General features: G+C 69.4%; 16 protein-coding genes, 1 other RNA gene and 2 pseudogenes. 1 reads left to right on the forward strand and 18 read right to left on the reverse strand.

The genetic code is table 11. From position 1 onward, the window contains the following. Positions 1–2 precede the first annotated feature (2 nt). From tilS to EJ913_RS14635, 18 genes and pseudogenes are all read right to left on the reverse strand, one after another. Positions 3–1,346 (reverse strand): tRNA lysidine(34) synthetase TilS, encoded by a 1,344-nt coding sequence (gene tilS, locus EJ913_RS14555; RefSeq protein ID WP_244939358.1) that lies wholly within the window; start codon positions 1,344–1,346, stop codon positions 3–5. Beyond that, the gene (gene ybgF / locus EJ913_RS14560; protein ID WP_126999054.1) at positions 1,334–2,200 is read right to left on the reverse strand and encodes a tol-pal system protein YbgF; all 867 of its coding nucleotides are present in this window, start codon (positions 2,198–2,200) and stop codon (positions 1,334–1,336) included. Before ybgF ends, tilS begins: the two co-directional genes overlap by 13 nt. 201 nt (positions 2,201–2,401) lie before the next feature. Continuing rightward, positions 2,402–2,872, reverse strand: coding sequence for a peptidoglycan-associated lipoprotein Pal (pal, locus tag EJ913_RS14565; protein WP_126999056.1), 471 nt, complete (start codon positions 2,870–2,872; stop codon positions 2,402–2,404). Between the two features lie 148 nt (positions 2,873–3,020). After that, entirely contained in the window at positions 3,021–4,373 is a 1,353-nt protein-coding gene (gene tolB / locus EJ913_RS14570; RefSeq protein WP_126999058.1) for a Tol-Pal system beta propeller repeat protein TolB, read from the reverse strand. Between the two features lies 1 nt (position 4,374). Continuing rightward, positions 4,375–5,583 carry a cell envelope integrity protein TolA gene (locus EJ913_RS14575; protein ID WP_126999060.1) on the reverse strand — a complete coding sequence of 403 codons (1,209 nt, stop codon included), beginning with the start codon at positions 5,581–5,583 and terminating at the stop codon, positions 4,375–4,377. A gap of 16 nt (positions 5,584–5,599) precedes the next feature. Then, positions 5,600–6,079: an ExbD/TolR family protein gene (locus EJ913_RS14580; protein ID WP_126999062.1), complete on the reverse strand. Its 480-nt coding sequence runs from the start codon at positions 6,077–6,079 to the stop codon at positions 5,600–5,602. Between the two features lie 3 nt (positions 6,080–6,082). Beyond that, positions 6,083–6,814, reverse strand: coding sequence for a protein TolQ (tolQ, locus tag EJ913_RS14585; protein WP_126999064.1), 732 nt, complete (start codon positions 6,812–6,814; stop codon positions 6,083–6,085). Positions 6,815–6,819: 5 nt separating this feature from the next. Next, positions 6,820–7,341, reverse strand: coding sequence for a YbgC/FadM family acyl-CoA thioesterase (locus EJ913_RS14590; RefSeq protein WP_126999066.1), 522 nt, complete (start codon positions 7,339–7,341; stop codon positions 6,820–6,822). Further along, the gene (gene ruvB / locus EJ913_RS14595; protein WP_126999068.1) at positions 7,334–8,413 is read right to left on the reverse strand and encodes a Holliday junction branch migration DNA helicase RuvB; all 1,080 of its coding nucleotides are present in this window, start codon (positions 8,411–8,413) and stop codon (positions 7,334–7,336) included. Before ruvB ends, EJ913_RS14590 begins: the two co-directional genes overlap by 8 nt. Further along, a complete protein-coding gene (gene ruvA / locus EJ913_RS14600) occupies positions 8,410–9,033 on the reverse strand; it encodes a Holliday junction branch migration protein RuvA (RefSeq protein WP_126999070.1) in 624 nt (207 codons plus the stop codon). Before ruvA ends, ruvB begins: the two co-directional genes overlap by 4 nt. Next, positions 9,030–9,446: pseudogene (locus tag EJ913_RS32495) on the reverse strand (endonuclease domain-containing protein); the annotation flags it as partial. The pseudogene EJ913_RS32495 and the gene ruvA, both read right to left, overlap by 4 nt. Positions 9,447–9,539: 93 nt before the next feature. Further along, positions 9,540–10,076 (reverse strand): annotated as a pseudogene (ruvC, locus tag EJ913_RS32500) (crossover junction endodeoxyribonuclease RuvC); the annotation flags it as partial. Between the two features lie 75 nt (positions 10,077–10,151). Beyond that, complete coding sequence (locus EJ913_RS14610) at positions 10,152–10,904, reverse strand: YebC/PmpR family DNA-binding transcriptional regulator (protein ID WP_126999073.1); 753 nt, start codon at positions 10,902–10,904, stop codon at positions 10,152–10,154. 212 nt (positions 10,905–11,116) lie between these two features. Next, the gene (locus EJ913_RS14615) at positions 11,117–11,941 is read right to left on the reverse strand and encodes a TIGR00282 family metallophosphoesterase (protein ID WP_126999075.1); all 825 of its coding nucleotides are present in this window, start codon (positions 11,939–11,941) and stop codon (positions 11,117–11,119) included. 9 nt (positions 11,942–11,950) lie between these two features. Next, a complete protein-coding gene (locus EJ913_RS14620; protein WP_126999077.1) occupies positions 11,951–12,526 on the reverse strand; it encodes a 5-formyltetrahydrofolate cyclo-ligase in 576 nt (191 codons plus the stop codon). 32 nt (positions 12,527–12,558) lie between these two features. Further along, positions 12,559–12,722: non-coding RNA, 6S RNA (gene ssrS / locus EJ913_RS14625), on the reverse strand. A gap of 13 nt (positions 12,723–12,735) precedes the next feature. Further along, entirely contained in the window at positions 12,736–13,050 is a 315-nt protein-coding gene (locus EJ913_RS14630; RefSeq protein ID WP_126999079.1) for a cell division protein ZapA, read from the reverse strand. A gap of 3 nt (positions 13,051–13,053) precedes the next feature. Beyond that, a complete protein-coding gene (locus EJ913_RS14635) occupies positions 13,054–13,278 on the reverse strand; it encodes a hypothetical protein (protein WP_126999081.1) in 225 nt (74 codons plus the stop codon). Positions 13,279–13,577: 299 nt separating this feature from the next. On the opposite strand from EJ913_RS14635, the gene tkt reads away from it, so the two are divergent. Next, positions 13,578–15,575, forward strand: a complete 1,998-nt coding sequence (gene tkt / locus EJ913_RS14640) for a transketolase (RefSeq protein ID WP_126999083.1) — start codon at positions 13,578–13,580, stop codon at positions 15,573–15,575. The last annotated feature ends 11 nt before the right edge of the window (positions 15,576–15,586 follow it).

Genomic DNA, 15,586 nt, shown 5'->3' on the forward strand with positions numbered 1-15,586 from the left:
GATTAAATAATGCCGTCGTCGCACGAAACAACCTGAAAAGCTTGTCTGCCCAACGGCAAAACCGGAGAGAATGTGGCGGCATCCATCGGGATGTGTCCATTCGCGTCGAACCCCAGGGTCGGAACCGCCTCCAGGCGCCCCTCCGACCACAGGCCCGGCAAGGATTCCCGCACCGCCGGGTGCAGGTCCAACCCCGCCATGTCGGGCCGGGACGCCTTCAAGACGTCCCATCCGGCGGCTCCCAGCCTCGCAACGGTCACAGGCGATTCGCGCCGGGCGGACGGCATGACGGCGAAGCGGCGGTCCCAACGGATCCGCTCCCCCGGCAAGGCGTCCCGTTGCTCCGCCGCCGCTTCCGGCTCGCGCGCAATCAGAATAGCGCCCCGGCGGCGCAGCACCCGGCACCCGGCCAACGTCCGCCCATGTTCAAGGCCAGCCGCCAGTTCCGCGTGGAGGCGTTCGACCGCCTCGTCGCGAGCCGGGTGCCCGCCGCCGCCGATTACGGCCAGGCAGCGCGTCAGGGCACGCAGAGCGATCTCCGCCGGGGCGGCGAGCAGCGGCGCGGGATCCAGGCGGATCCAACCCTCGGGGTAGAGCGCGGCGGCCTCGGCCAGCAGCAGCGTCGTGGCGGTTTCCAGCGCCGCCCGTGCCCGCCCGGCCCGCCGCGCCGTCTCGGCAAGACGCTGGGCGTCAAGGCCCTCGGCCTCCAGCAGACTGCGCGCGGCGCGCAGTCGGGCGCGGGCGTAGCGGGGGTTTTGGTTCGACGGGTCCTCGACCCAGACCGCACCGGCGGCGGCGCAGGTGGCGAGAAGCCGCTCATGCGGCAGGCCGAGCAAGGGGCGGAGGATGCGGACAGCGCCCTCGGCGCGAATCGCGGCCATCCCGGCCAAGCCATCGATGCCGGAGCCGCGCGCCAGCCGAAGAAGCACGGTTTCCGCCTGATCGTCGCGATGATGGGCGAGCGCGAGGTGGAGGATTCCCTCCTCCGCGCAGGCTTCGGCGAGCAGCCGGTGCCGCGCCGTCCGCGCCGCCGCCTGGACGCCGCCGGCCGGCTTGTCGCCGGTCCAGCGCAAAATCCGATGCGGAACACCGAGCGCAGCCATGCTTTGGCCGACCGCGATGGCCTCCTCCCCCGACTCGGGGCGCAGACCATGGTCCACGGTGAGCGCCAGCACATCGCCGCCCTGCCCCGCCGCCCAGCGGTGCAGCAGCAGCGCCAGGGCCACGCTGTCCCCGCCGCCAGACACCCCGACCGCGACGCGCGGGGCCGGCTCGAAGCCGCCCAGCCGGTCCATCAGGCGGGCGAACTCCGGGTCGGAAACCGGGCCGGTGGTCAGGTCGCGCAATTGATGCGCTTGCGCTCCGTGTCGGCGCGGCGCTTCACGCTGGCCGAGGCCTCGGGGAACTTGGTCATCAGTTGGTTGAAGGCCGTGCAGGCGTCCGACTTCTTGTTCAGCTGTTGCAAGCTCATGCCCAGCTTCAGCAGGCTGTCGGGAGCCTTCGGGTTCTTCGGATACTTCGACAGGGTCTCGGCGAAGGCCTGGGCGGCCTCGGGGAACTTGTTGCGGACGTAATAGCTCTCGCCCAGCCAATACTGCGCGTTTCCGGCGTAGGCGTGGCTCTTGTTCTTGGCGATGAACTCCTGGAGCGCCTTCTCCGCCTTGTCGTAATCGGACTGGCGCAGCAGCTCGAAGGCCCGCTCATACTGCTTCTCCGGCGTGGCGTTGGCCGGCAGCGGCGGCACGGCGGCGGACGCGGTCTGCGTCGGCTTCTCGGGCGCCTTCTCCGGAGTCTTGTCCGCTGCCTTGGCCGGGGTCTTCGCCGGCCCCAGCGCGCTGTCGGACATGGCGCCGCCGCCCATCGCCCCGCCGCCGCCCTTGGACTCCAGCTCCTTGAAGCGGAAATCCAGGTCGGCGTTCATCTTTTCCAGACGGTCGCGCATCTGCGACACCTGATAGGTCGATTCCTCGTATTTCCCGGTCAACTCGGAGATCGCGCGCTCCAGATGCTGGAGTCGGATCTCGAAATCGGCGGCGAGCGACGGCGACATCTGCGCCACCTCGACGCGTTCGCCCAGCGCCGCGACCTGACTCTCCAACCGCTGCGCGCGGTCCATCTGGGACGCCGTCTGGGCAAGGGCGGACGTGCCGCACAGCAGGCCGCTCAACAGCAGGGCGGCGAAGGAGGAGGCTTTGGTCATGCGCGAGTTTCCTGTCCGGGCGGATGATCCCAAGAATAACCGTATTGGGTCATTGGGGCGACGCGATGGCGCTGTTTAGCAGAAGACGGCGCGCCGCGCACCCAAACAGCCGGCTCGCAAAGAAAAGGGGCGCCGCCCCGGTGTCCCGGAAACGGCGCCCCCTTCAGACCCCTAAGGGTCAAACCCGTATGGGCGACGTCGTCAGTTGACGACGGTCACGCCACGACGGTTCTGCGACCAAGCGGCCTCGGTCGAACCGACCACGGCCGGCTTCTCCTTGCCGTAGGACACGACCGCGACGCGGGCCGGGCTGATGCCCTTGGCGGCGAGGTAGTTCTTCACCGAGTTGGCGCGACGCTCGCCGAGCGCCAGGTTGTACTCGCGGGTGCCGCGCTCGTCGGAGTGGCCTTCCACGGTGATGGTGACCGAACCATAGGTCTGCAGCCAGGCGCCCTGACGGTCGAGGGTGGCGCGAGCCTCCGGCGACAGGTCGAAGCGGTCGAAGCCGAAGAAGACACGGTCGCCGACGTTGACGGCCAGATCTTCCTGCGAGCCCGGACGGATCGAGGAGGAGGCGGCGCCGGTGTTGGCGCCGGTGCCGGCGTCCTTCGGAGCGGTTTCGCAAGCGGCGAGCAGAGCCACGGCGGCGAGAGCGATGAACTTCATGCGCATGTTAGGGACCCCTTAAAGCGACACTCGTTGATTGGATCGGTTCTGTATCACGAGAGCCGCTGATTTCCGACAGACCCCGACGGAAATCTCGACGTCCGACCCTTGTCTTGAGCGCTGCTCTCGCGCGCCGCAAAATAGGGCTACTCCTCTAGGGAATCAAGGGCGACCACGCCGGGTCCGACGCGTCGAGCGGCGTGCTCACGCGGCGCTCGTTGGCACCCGTGATGTCAACAGAATACAGCTTGGAGTTGCGACCACGCCCATCACCCGCCGGCAAGTCCTTGAAAAACATGATGACGCGACCGTTGGGCGCCCAGGTCGGGCCTTCCACATGGTAGCCCTCGCTGAGGATGCGCTCGCCCGTGCCGTCCGGACGGATTACGCCAATTGCAAAGCTGCTGCCACGCTGACGCGTGAAGGCGATCAAATCACCGCGCGGGGACCATACGGGGGTACCGTAACGGCCCTCGCCGAAGCTCAGACGCTTGGTGCCGCCGCCGTTGGCGTCCATGATGTAGAGCTGCTGGCTGCCGCCCCGGTCCGACTCGAAGACGATCTTCTGGCCGTCCGGCGAATAGCTGGGAGCGGTGTCGATGCCCGGCGAATCGGTCAGCTGGGTCTGGCGGCGGGTCCGCAGGTCCAGCGTGTAGATGTCGGTGTTGCCGTTCTGCGCCATGCTCATGACGACACGGTTGCCGTCCGGCGAGAAGCGCGGCGCGAAGGTCATGCCGGGGAAGTCGCCCAGCACCTCCTGGCGGCCGGTGTCGATGTTGAACAGGTACACGCGCGGCTTCTTGTTGAAGTACGACATGTACGTGATTTCCTGGGTCGTTGGCGAGAAGCGCGGCGTCAGGACCAGGGTCTGCCCGTCGGTCAGGAACTGGTGGTTCTGGCTGTCCTGATCCATGATGGCCAACTGTTTCTTGCGCACGTTCGCCGGGCCGGACTCGGCCACGTAGACGACGCGCGTGTCGAAATAGCCGTCCTCGCCGGTCAGGCGCTTGTAGATGGCGTCGGCGACGATGTGGGCGATGCGGCGCCATTCCTGGGCCGGAGCGGTGTAGCTCAGCCCGTGCATGTACTGGCCGGCGGCGACGTCCCACAGGCGGAAGTCCACCTTCATGCGGCCGTCGGCGCCCGTCGTCGTGTTGCCGGCGACCAGCGCCTGGGCGCCCAGCGCCTTCCAATCCGGATAGCGCGGGTCGCCGGTGCGCAGTTGCTCCGGCGTCTGCAGGAAGCCGCGCGGGTCGAGCGGACGGAACAGGCCCGAGCGCTCCAGATCGGCGGAGATCACCTTGGCGATGTCGGCGCCGGTCTGCACGTCGCGTCCGCCGGCCCCGGCGAAGCTGGTGATGGCGATGGGCAGCGGCTCGACCACGCCGCGCGTGATGTCGATGCGCAGCTCGGCGCGCGCCTCCTGCGGAGCGGCCACGCCGAGGGAGAGGAAAAGCGCGCCGGTCAAGCCGGCGAACTTCAGCAGGAGCCTCGTCTTCGTCGTCATGTCAGAACATGTCCCTCGGGTCGAAATTGAACACGATGTAACGCCAGCTTTCGTAGGTGTCGGCCGTGAACTCGCTGGTCAGAAGGTCGAGCGGGCTGGACCGCTTGACCGCGCGAACGGCGGCGTCCGCCGACGCGCGGAAGGCGGCGTCGGTCATGTAGCGCGAGCGGTACTTCTCGTCGATGTAGGCCTGGATCACCGAACGGTCGCGGGCGACCTCCACATGGATCTCGATCTGCATCGAGTTGGCGTCCTTGCGGCCGCTGTCGAAGTTCCAGTTCTTGCTGAGTTGCCCGCGGATCGCGTCCAGCGCCCGGCCCGACGGCTTGAACGGCTTGTCGGGGCCGTTCGCCGCCTTGGCCGCGCCCGCCGGAGCCGCCGAGGCGGATTTCTGGCTGGTCGGCTTGGCCGTGCTGTCCGACTTGGCCGAGGCCTTGCCGTCCGCCTTCGGGTCGTCCGACGGCTTCAGCTTGCCCACGTTCGACAGCAGGTCGGACAGCGGGTCGGTCTTGGCCGGAGTCTTCTCGGTCGGCTTGGCCGGGGCGTCCTTCTTCGGCTCGGCCTTCGCCACCTCCGGCTTGGCCGGCTGCTTGGGCGGCTCGGGCTTGGCGGGTTCCGGTTTGGCCGGCTCGGGCTTCGGGGGCTCGGGCTTCTTCGGCTCCGGCTTGGGAGGCTCGGGCTTCGGCGGTTCCGGTTTGGGCGGCTCCGGCTTCGGGGGCTCGGGCGGCTTGGGCGGTTCCGGCTTCGGCTCGGGCTTGGGCTCCGGCGGCTTGGGCGTGGGAACGGGCGCCGGCTCCGGGGTGGGAGGCGGCGGTGGGGGCGGCGGAGGCGGAGGGGGTGGCGGCGGGGTCGGAACCGGCTTGGGCGGCGTCGGCTCGCGCGGGGCCGGCGGCACCTGGGCGACCTTCGGCGGCTCCGGCGCCTTGGTGGGCGGCGGGGGCGGAGGCGGCGGTTCGTCCTCGTCGTCGGGCGGGGTCGGCGCCGGGGGCGCCGGCTTGGACTCCGGCACGGGCGGGCGCGGCGCGGCGGTGGCCGGCTTGGGCTCGCCCTTCTCGACGCGGGCGGCCTGGGTGACCTCCCCCATCTCGACGATCTCGATGGGAATCGACGACGCGATTTCGAGCTTGCGATCGCTGGGCGGCATGCCGAGCACCATCAGCGCGACAAGCGCGACGTGCAGCACGGCCGAGGCGATCAGGGGCTTGCGCATGAACGTTCCGCCCGCCTCAACGCACCGGCTTGGCGCCGACGCGCGCCGTCGGCGCGCTCGGGCCGCTCGGCATCTCGGCGACGAGGCCGACCTTCTTGAAGCCGGCGGCGCTCATGGTGCCCATGACCTCCAGCATCTTGCCGTAGGCGATCTTGGCGTCGCCGCGCACCAGGATGCGGGCCTCCGGGTTGTTCTCGGTCACGGCGATCAGCAGCGGCACCATGTTGGCCAGCTCGACCGGGGTCTCCTGCACGAAGACGCGTCCATCGGTCTGCACGGTGACGAACAGCGGATCCTTCTGCTGCTCCAGCGGCGCCGCGTTGGTCTTGGGCAGGTCGACCGGCACGCCGACCGTCAGCATCGGGGCGGCGACCATGAAGACGATCAGGAGCACCAGCATGACGTCGATGAAGGGCGTCATGTTGATTTCGGCCATCGCCCGGTAGCCGCGGCGCTTGCCGCGGCCATGGGATTTGCCTGCGAGTTGTCCGGCCATGGTTCAGGCGGCTCCCCGCTCCTCGAGGTGGCGCGACAGGATCGCCGAGAACTCGCCCGAGAAGGTGTCGAGACGGTCGGCGTAGCGCCCCAGGTCGGTCGAGAACTTGTTGTAGGACAGCACGGCCGGGATGGCGGCCAGCAGGCCCATGGCGGTGGCGAACAGCGCCTCCGCGATGCCCGGCGCCACCACGGCGAGGCTGGTGTTGCCCGAACCGGCGATCGAGGTGAAGGAGTTCATGATGCCCCACACCGTGCCGAACAGCCCGATGAAGGGCGCCGTCGAGCCGACCGAGGCCAGGAAGGTCATGTAACGCTCGGCCCGCGCCATCTCGCGGCCGATGGTGACCGACATCACCCGCTCGACGCGCTGCTGGAGCGAGCCCTTCATGGTGCCGGCGATTCCACGGTCGGCGGCGTGGCGCCATTCGCGCATGCCGGCGGCGAAGGTCGCGGCCATCGGGTCGGCCGGGTTCTGGCCGATGCGGTCGTACAGCGCGTCCAGCGAACCGCCCGACCAGAACCCCTCCTCGAAGGCGTCAGCCTGGGCGTTCAGCTTGCGGATGCGCATCAGCTTCTCGATGATGATCGCCCAGCACCAGACCGAGGCGACGACGAGCATCATCATCACGAGCTTGACGACCGCGTCGGCCTGCCAGAACAGGCCGAGAAGCGTGATCTCATGGGCCGTCGCGGCGGCGTTGCCGGCCAGCTGGGCGGTTTGCAGGGCATCCATCGCAGTCAGTCTCGCGTTTGCGCTGTGGTTGGCGTGGTCAAAACAGGGTGTGGGCTCTGGCGGCGCCGCAGGGCGTCGATCGCCGCGCGCACCGCCTCCGGCAGGCGCACCGCCCGGCCGGCCGGGTTGATCGTCACCAGTTGGAGGTCGGCGCGCACGAGCGCGCGTCCATCCCGCCGGATGATTTGTGCAACTGCGAAGGAGGCTCCGCGGATATCGGCGATCCGGGTGTCCACTTCAAGCGTATCCTCCAGCTTGGCCGGAGCGGTAAAATCGATCGTCGCGCGCCGTACCGCAAATGACACACCTGTGACAACGTCCGAACCCGTCGTGACGCCCTTCGCCATCTCGGTCTGGCGGAAGCCCAGCAGAGTCAGCATCTCCGACCGCGCCCGCTCGGCGAAACGCAGGTAGTTGGCGTGGTAGACGATGCCGCCCGCGTCGGTGTCCTCGTAATAGACCCGCAAGGGGTAGCGGTGCGAGCCGTCCTCCGCGAACCAGCCGGAGAGCGAGGGACCTTCACTCATCGTCGGCCTCCCCCGGCTCGTCGGCCAGACGGTCGAGCATGTCGAGCTGCCGGCCCGGCGCGCTCGGCGGGTTGAGGCCGAGGTAGCGGAAGCCCTGGTCGGTCAGCATGCGCCCGCGCGGCGTCCGCTGAAGGAAACCCTGCTGGATCAGGTAGGGCTCGACCACCTCCTCCAGCACGTCGCGCTGCTCGCCGAGCGCCGCGCCCAGCGTCTCGACGCCGACCGGCCCGCCGCCGTAGTTGGTCGCCACGAGGCCGAGGTAGCGCCGGTCCATGCTGTCGAGGCCCAGGCGATCCACCTCCAGCCGGGTCAGGGCGGCGTCGGCGACGCGCTTGTCGACCTCCGGCACCCCGGCGACGGCGGCGAAGTCGCGGACCCGGCGCAGCAGCCGCCCCGACACGCGCGGCGTACCGCGCGCCCGGTTGGCGATCTCGCGCGCGCCCTCGGGCGTGATCAGCATGTTCAGCACCCCGGCGGCCCGACGCACGATCAGCTCCAACTCGTCCGGCTCGTAGAATTGCAGCCGCACCGGAATCCCGAAGCGCTCGCGCAAGGGGCGCGTGATCAGGCCGCTGCGGGTGGTGGCGCCGACCAGCGTGAAGGGCGGCAGGTCGATGCGGATCGACCGCGCCGAGGGCCCCTCGCCAATGATCAGGTCAAGCTGGAAGTCTTCCATGGCGGGATACAGCACCTCTTCCACGGCGGGATTAAGGCGGTGAATCTCGTCGATGAAGAGGACGTCGTGCGGCTGGAGGTTGGTCAGCAGCGCGGCCAGATCGCCGGCCCGCGCAATGACCGGGCCGGAGGTCGCGCGGAAGCCGACCCCCAGCTCGCGCGCGACGATCTGCGCCAGCGTCGTCTTGCCCAGCCCCGGCGGGCCGAACAGCAGGACGTGGTCCAGCGCCTCGTTGCGGGAGCGGGCTGCCTGGATGAAGATGGACAGGTTCTCGCGCGCCTGCCGCTGGCCGATGAACTCGGCGAGCGACAGGGGGCGGATGGAGGACTCCCCGCCGTCGCCGCTGCCCTGCCCCGGCTGGACCAGCCGGTCGGGGCCGGTTGTGGGTCCGGTCATTGGCTAAGCTCCTTGAGGCCCTGGCGGATGAGGTCGGACACGCCCGCGCCGTCGCCCAATACGCGCCCGGCGGCGACCACCGCGCCGAAGGCCTCCGAGCGGCCATAGCCGAGGTTGACCAGCGCCGACACCGCGTCGGCCAAGGCCGGGCTGGCGCCGGGAACGCCGGCCGGCGCGCCCTTGACGGGGGTTCCGCCCGAGGCGGCGGGGCCGAGCGCCAGATTGCCGACCTTGTCCTTGAGTTCGTTGAGGATGCGCGCCGCCACCTTCGGCCCGACGCCATCGGCGCGGATCAGCGCGGTCTTGTCCTGCGACGCGATGGCGCGGGTCAGCTGCTCGGGGTCGAGGATGCCGAGGATCGACAGCGCCAGCCGGGCGCCGACGCCCTGGATGGTGGTCAGCAACTTGAACCACTCCCGCTCGCCCTGGTCGCCGAAGCCGTGCAGGACGATGCGCTCCTCGCGGATGAAGGTCTCGACGACCAGCGAGGCGCGCTCTCCCACGGCCATGCGCGACAGCGTGCGGTTGGAGCAGGACAGCAGGTAGCCGACGCCGTTGACGTCAAGCACGACCCAATCGGTGCCGGTGGAGTCGACGATGCCGGTCAGCTTGGCGATCATGCGCGTTCGTCCTCCAGATCCCTCTCCCGCCCCGGGAGAGGGTGGCCCGCAGGGCCGGGTGAGGGGCTATCGGTCGCGGCCGGCCGCCGCAGGACCGGCGTTTCGTCGATCCGCGCCTTGATGGCGGTAAGAACGCCGTCGAGGTTGTCGGCGACGTCGTTGTTCCAGAAGCGCAGCAGCCGGAAACCGGCTTGTTCCAGAAGCTTGGTGCGACGCGCGTCGTGGGCGGCGGTCTGCTCGGCGTGCTGGCCGCCGTCAAGTTCGATGATCAGACGGCAGTCGTGCGACACGAAATCGACGGTGAACCCGAAGATCGGCTCCTGGCGGCGGAATTTGGCGCCGAGCTGGGCGTTGCGGAGTTTCTGCCACAGGAGTTTTTCCACTTCTGTGGAGTCGCGCCGCAGGATGCGGGCGCGCTCGGTTTCCTGTGGGGTGGGATAGCGTTTGGCTTGAGAGGGAGGTGCCGCGGCCCATAGCCCCTCACCCTCCCCGCCTTCGGCGGGTCCCTTCCCTCTCCCGGGGCGGGAGAGGGACACCGCCTTCGCCTCGCCCTTCCGCCACATGGCCCAGCTCGACCGGTGGTGGGCGTGGCAAATCGCCACGGCGAGCGCGTCGGCGGCGTCGGGGGAGCCGATCTGGCAACCCGGCAGCATCATGCGGACCATCGTCTGGACCTGCGCCTTCTCCGCGCGGCCCTGCCCGACGACGGCCTTCTTCACCATGTTGTTGGCGTATTCCGCCACCGCCAGACCGGCCAGCGCCGGCACCAGCAGCGCCACCGCGCGGGCCTGTCCCAGCTTCAGCGTCGAAACGGCGTTGGCGTTGACGAAGGTCTCCTCCACCGCCGCCTCGTCGGGACGGTACTGCTCCAGCACCGCCGACAGGGCGTCGTGGATCTGCACCAGCCGTTCGGCCAACGAGCAGTTGGCGTCGGAATGGACGGCGCCGTCGGCCACGTGGGTCAGGCGGTTGCCAGCCACGTCGATGATGCCCCAGCCGGTGTGGCGCAGGCCCGGGTCGATCCCCAGCAGGCGGACTGCCATAGGCGACGATGCCACCCCGTTCCGTCCGGCCTGCGCAAACACGACCCGTCTCCCGCTCGTCCGACCCCCTGGGTATCAGGCGGTCAGCTTCTGCATCAGCTCGTCGGAGATGTCGAAGTTGCCCTCAACCACCTGGACGTCGTCGTTGTCTTCCAGCACATCGATCAGCTTCAGCAGACTGGCGGCGGCCTCCTCGCTGGGGGCGACCGTGTTCAGCGGCAGCCAAGTCAGCCGCGCGCTCTCCGCCCCGCCGAACTTGGCCTCCAGCGCGTCGCGGACGGCACCGAAGCTCTCCACCGTGCTGGTGATCTGATGGCCGTTCTCGTCGGATTCGACGTTGTCAGCCCCGGCTTCCAGCGCGACCTCGAACACCGTGTCGGCGTCGGCCACCGAGGCCGGGTAGAAGATCGCGCCGACGCGGTTGAACATGAAGTTCACCGAGCCGGTCTCACCCAGGCTGCCGCCGTGTTTGGTGAAGGCGGAGCGCACTTCCGAGGCGGTGCGGTTGCGGTTGTCGGTCAGCGCCTCGACGATCAGCGCGGTGCCGCCGGGGCCGTAGCCCTCGTAACGGACCTCCTCGTAGTTCGTGTCGTCGCCGCCGCCCGGCGTGCCCTGCTTGATGGCGCGGTCGATGCGGTCGCGCGGCATGTTCTGCGCGCGTCCGGCCAGGATGGCGGCGCGCAGGCGCGGGTTGGCCGCCGGGTCGGGCAGGCCCGACTTGGCCGCCACGGTGATCTCGCGGGCGAGCTTGTTGAAGATCTTCGACCGCTTGGCGTCTTGCGCGCCCTTGCGGTGCATGATGTTCTTGAACTGGGAATGACCGGCCATGGTCGAACGAGCCTCGGGAGATGGGTCGGGGTGGCGGGCGGTTGGTCGAACGACACCTGATAGCAGGTCCGAGCCGCCGCCGCACGCTTTCGGCGCGGGAGACGACACCCACCGGATTAGAAAGTCAATATGGCGAGATTGCGGCGTGGCCTTGGCCGCACCCCGCATCGACCGTCCGGCGTTGCCGCCGCGCCACGCCGGTCAACCTCCCGTTACTGGCCCCGCTCCGGCACCGTCTGGCTCAGACGCCCGCCCAGCCGCAACGGCTCGATGCGGACGGCCAGACCGGTGCGGTCGTCGGTCTCCACGTAGCAGCCGCAGACGGTGCCCTCGCCCTCGGCCGGCGTCAGGCGCTCGGTCGGCAGCTTGCGCACCATTTTCGCCATGGCGACCTCCTTCTTCATGCCGATGACGCTGTCGTAGTCGCCGCACATGCCCGCGTCGGTCTGGTAGGCGGTGCCCTTCGGCAGGACGATATGGTCGGCGGTCGGGACATGGCTGTGGGTGCCCACCACCAGCGAGGCGCGGCCGTCGCAGAAATGGCCCATGATCATCTTCTCGCTGGTCGCCTCGCCATGGACGTCGACCAGGATCGCGTCCACGCCGCCGGCCCCGAGGCGATGCGCCTTCAGCACCCGGTCCACCGCCGCGAAGGGGTCGTCCATCGGCTCCATGAACAGGCGCAGCAGCACATTGATCACAAGCACCTTGCGCCCGCCGCGCGCCTGCAACAGCACGAAGCCGCGCCCCGGCGTGCCTTCCGGGTAGTTCACCGGGCGGACGATGCGCGGCTGCTGCTCGATGGTGCCAACCAGTTCCTTCTGGTCCCAAGTGTGGTTGCCCAACGTCACCACGTCGATGCCGGCGGCGAAGAACTCCTCGGCGATCTTGACGGTCACGCCGAAGCCGCCGGCGGCGTTCTCGCCGTTGACCACGGTCAGGTCCGGGTCCAGCCGCTCGCGCAGGGCCGGCATCTGCGCGATCACCGCGTCGCGCCCGGCCCGGCCCACCACATCGCCGAAAAACAGAATACGCATCGTTTCGCCTTACTTCCCAATGCGGAGCGTCTCGCGCTCCGTCACGATCCAATCCAGCCGCTCGTCGTGCTCCGCGCAGGGCACCGTCGCGATTTCCTGCGCCGCGAAGGCGACGCCGACCGCCAGCACCGGCCCCGCCGCCCGCAACAGGTCGAGCGTCCGGTCGTAATAGCCGGCCCCATAGCCCAGCCGATGCCCGGTGCGGTCGAAGGCCAGCAGCGGCACCAGCAGCACCGAGGGCAGCAAGACCGCCCGTCCCTCGCCCGGCTCCAGGATGCCGTAGCGGCCCGGCAGCGGCAGCTCGTCCGGATCCCAGTCGCGGAACAGCAGCGCCGTGCCGCGCGGCCCGGAGACCGGCAGCCCGACGCTTCGCCCAAGTCGCTTAAGATGGATCAAAGCCGGCCGCGCGTCGAGTTCCGATCCGAACGGCCAGTAGCCCCCAACCGCGCCATCCGGCAGCGGCAGCGCCGTCACCCGCTCGCGGATCGCCAGCGCGGCGCGCGCGCGGGTATCGGGATCGGCGATGGCGTCGCGCACGGCGCGCGCCTGGATGCGGGCGGCGCCCTTGCCGTACGGGTCGGTCATCGTCGCGGGGAATCAGGAAAAAAGAGAGGGTGGAAGGCGCCGCCTCGGCCGGTGGCCATATGCCTATCCTCCATGGCCTGCATGAGCAGGTGGGCGCCATGTATCCGGACCAAGGGTCCGGACAGGGACAGCTCCCTAGAGATCAAGGTTATCGGCCCTGGGGATTATTGCAGCCTGTCGAACCAGGCAGCATCCTTCCGTTTACCAATCTAGGCGCGTTCGAGCCGCGCGGCAACCTCTTCGATGCGTTGGGCGACGTGATCGATGCCCGACGCCACCTCCGCCTCGTCGATTCCGGGGGTGACGGGGATGCCGCGCCCGGCCATCACGTCCTGAAGTTCGTCGGCCAGGACGAGACAGGTCATCAGCATCATCTGAGCCTCCGAACCGCTCTTGCCGCCGCCGGTCAGCTGCTTCAGACGGCCGTCCACGTAGGCAGCCAACTCGCGCAGCCGCCCCTCCTGCCCGTCCTCGCACAGCATGCGGTAGGCGCGTCCGTTCACATCGATGTCGACCTGGGCCATGCGTCAGTTCTCCAGCACCTGTTCGAGCCGGGCAATGGCCACCTCCAGCCGTTGCGACACGGCCTCGGCGGTGGCCTGGGCGGTGGCCCGTTCGGCGCGCGCGGTGTCGAGCGCGCGGGTCAGTTCCCCGTCGCGCCGGGCGATGCGTTCCTCGCGGGCCAAGGCCGCGTGTTCCAGGCGATCCACCGCCTTGCCCAAGCGCGACAGCGCCGCTTTCAGCGAATCCATACAGCGAAGACCTTCGAACCAAATGGGCGTCCCGCACGCGTCGTTCTGACGCGGAAGTGGTAAAGGTGGGGCCGGGGGCCGGAACCGTCAACGGCAAATCCGGTGCGGCCGATGGACCCGCCCCTTCCGCACACCGATCCCACCCCGGTCCGCCGGGCCTGCCCCCTCCCATTCGCATGTTGACCTTGGGCCTAGGCTTCTGCATGGTGCGCGCGTTTCACGGAGCCTTGACAGGCGCCCGTGCATCTGCCGTTGCCTCGTCGCCCCTTCGCGCGTCCGACCTTCAGGAAAACGCCCCGATGTCCGCTGAGACCTCCGCCCAGCCCTCCCTCCACACGATGGCCAGCGCGATCCGCGCCCTCGCCATGGACGCGGTCGAGGCCGCGAAGTCCGGCCATCCGGGCATGCCGATGGGCATGGCCGACGTCGCGACGGTGCTGTTCACCAAGTTCCTGAAGTTCGACCCGAAGAACCCGACCTGGGCCGACCGCGACCGCTTCGTGCTGTCGGCCGGCCACGGCTCGATGCTCATCTACTCGCTGGCCTACCTGACCGGCTACGAGCGGATGAGCGTCGACCAGCTGCGCAACTTCCGCCAGCTCGGCAGCCTGACCCCCGGCCACCCGGAGGTCGATCCCTCCCTCGGCATCGAGATGACGACCGGTCCGCTGGGCCAGGGCGTCTCCACCGCCGTCGGCATGGCGCTGGCCGAGCGGATCACCAACGCCCGCTTCGGCGACGATCTGGTCGATCACTTCACCTACGTCATCGCCTCGGACGGCGACCTGATGGAGGGCGTCAGCCACGAGGCCTGCTCGCTGGCCGGCCATCTCGGCCTCAACCGCCTGATCGTGCTGTGGGACGACAACCACATCTCCATCGACGGCTCGACCGACCTCAGCTTCACCGACGACACCCCAGCGCGCTTCCGGTCCTACGGCTGGAACACAATCTCGGTCGACGGCCACGACACCGACGCCATCGCCAAGGCCATCGCCGAGGCGCAGACCTCCGCCGACAAGCCGACGCTGATCGCCTGCCGCACCATCATCGGCAAGGGCGCGCCCAACAAGGCCAACACCCACGGCTGCCACGGCTCGCCGCTGGGCGCCGACGAGGTCGCCGCGACCCGCGAGGCCATCGGCTGGACCCATGAGCCCTTCGTCGTTCCCGACGACGTGCTGTCCGCTTGGCGCGCCGCCGGCACCCGCAGCGCCGGCGCCTTCCAGGCCTGGACCGAGCGCTTCGCCGGTCTCGACGCCGCCGTCGCCAAGCAGTTCACCCAAGCCGTCGACCGTGGCGTCCCCGCCGGGCTGACCGACGCCATCGTCGCGCTGAAGGAGAAGATCAGCGCCGACAAGCCGAGCTGGGCGACCCGCGTCGCCTCGGGCAACGTGCTGGACGCGCTGGTCCCGGCAATCCCGGAGATGATCGGCGGCTCCGCCGACCTGACCCCCTCGAACAACACCAAGGCGAAGAACACCGCCGACGTGAAGGGCCGTGGCGACTTCAACGGCCGCTACATGCGCTACGGCGTGCGCGAGCACGGCATGGCCACCGTCATGAACGGCATGGCGCTGCACGGCGGCGTGATCCCCTACGGCGGCACCTTCATGCAGTTCGCCGACTATTGCCGTCCGGCGATCCGTCTGGCCGCGCTGATGAAGCAGCGCACGATCTTCGTGATGACCCACGACTCGATCGGGCTGGGCGAGGACGGTCCGACCCACCAGCCGGTCGAGCATCTGGCCGCGCTGCGCGCCATCCCGAACCTGCTGGTCCTGCGCCCCGGCGACGCGGTGGAGACCGCCGAGTGCTGGCAGATCGCCCTTGAGGCGACCGGCACCCCGTCGGTGCTGGCGCTGACCCGCCAGAACGTCCCCACGCTACGCACCGAGCACACCGCCGAGAACCGCAGCGCGCGCGGCGCCTACGTGCTGGCCGAAGCCGAGGGCGAGCGCAAGGCGACCATCCTCGCCACCGGCTCGGAGCTCTCGCTCGCCATGGAGGCCCGCAAGGCGCTTCAGGCCGAAGGCGTAGGCACCGCCGTCGTGTCTATGCCGAGTTGGGAGCTTTTCGCGGCGCAGGACGACGCGTACAAGGCCTCCGTGCTCGGCACTGGCGTCCGCGTCGGCGTCGAGGCGGCGATCCGTCTCGGCTGGGACCGCTGGCTGGGCGACAAGGGCGCCTTCGTCGGCATGACCGGCTTCGGCGAGTCGGCGCCCTACCAGGAACTCTACAAGCACTTCGGCATCACCGCCGAGGCGGTCGTCGCGGCCGTCAAGGCGCGTCTCTGAGAAAAGCGAAA

Origin of the sequence: Azospirillum doebereinerae, assembly GCF_003989665.1 — a bacterium.
Taxonomy (GTDB): Bacteria; Pseudomonadota; Alphaproteobacteria; order Azospirillales; family Azospirillaceae; genus Azospirillum; species Azospirillum doebereinerae.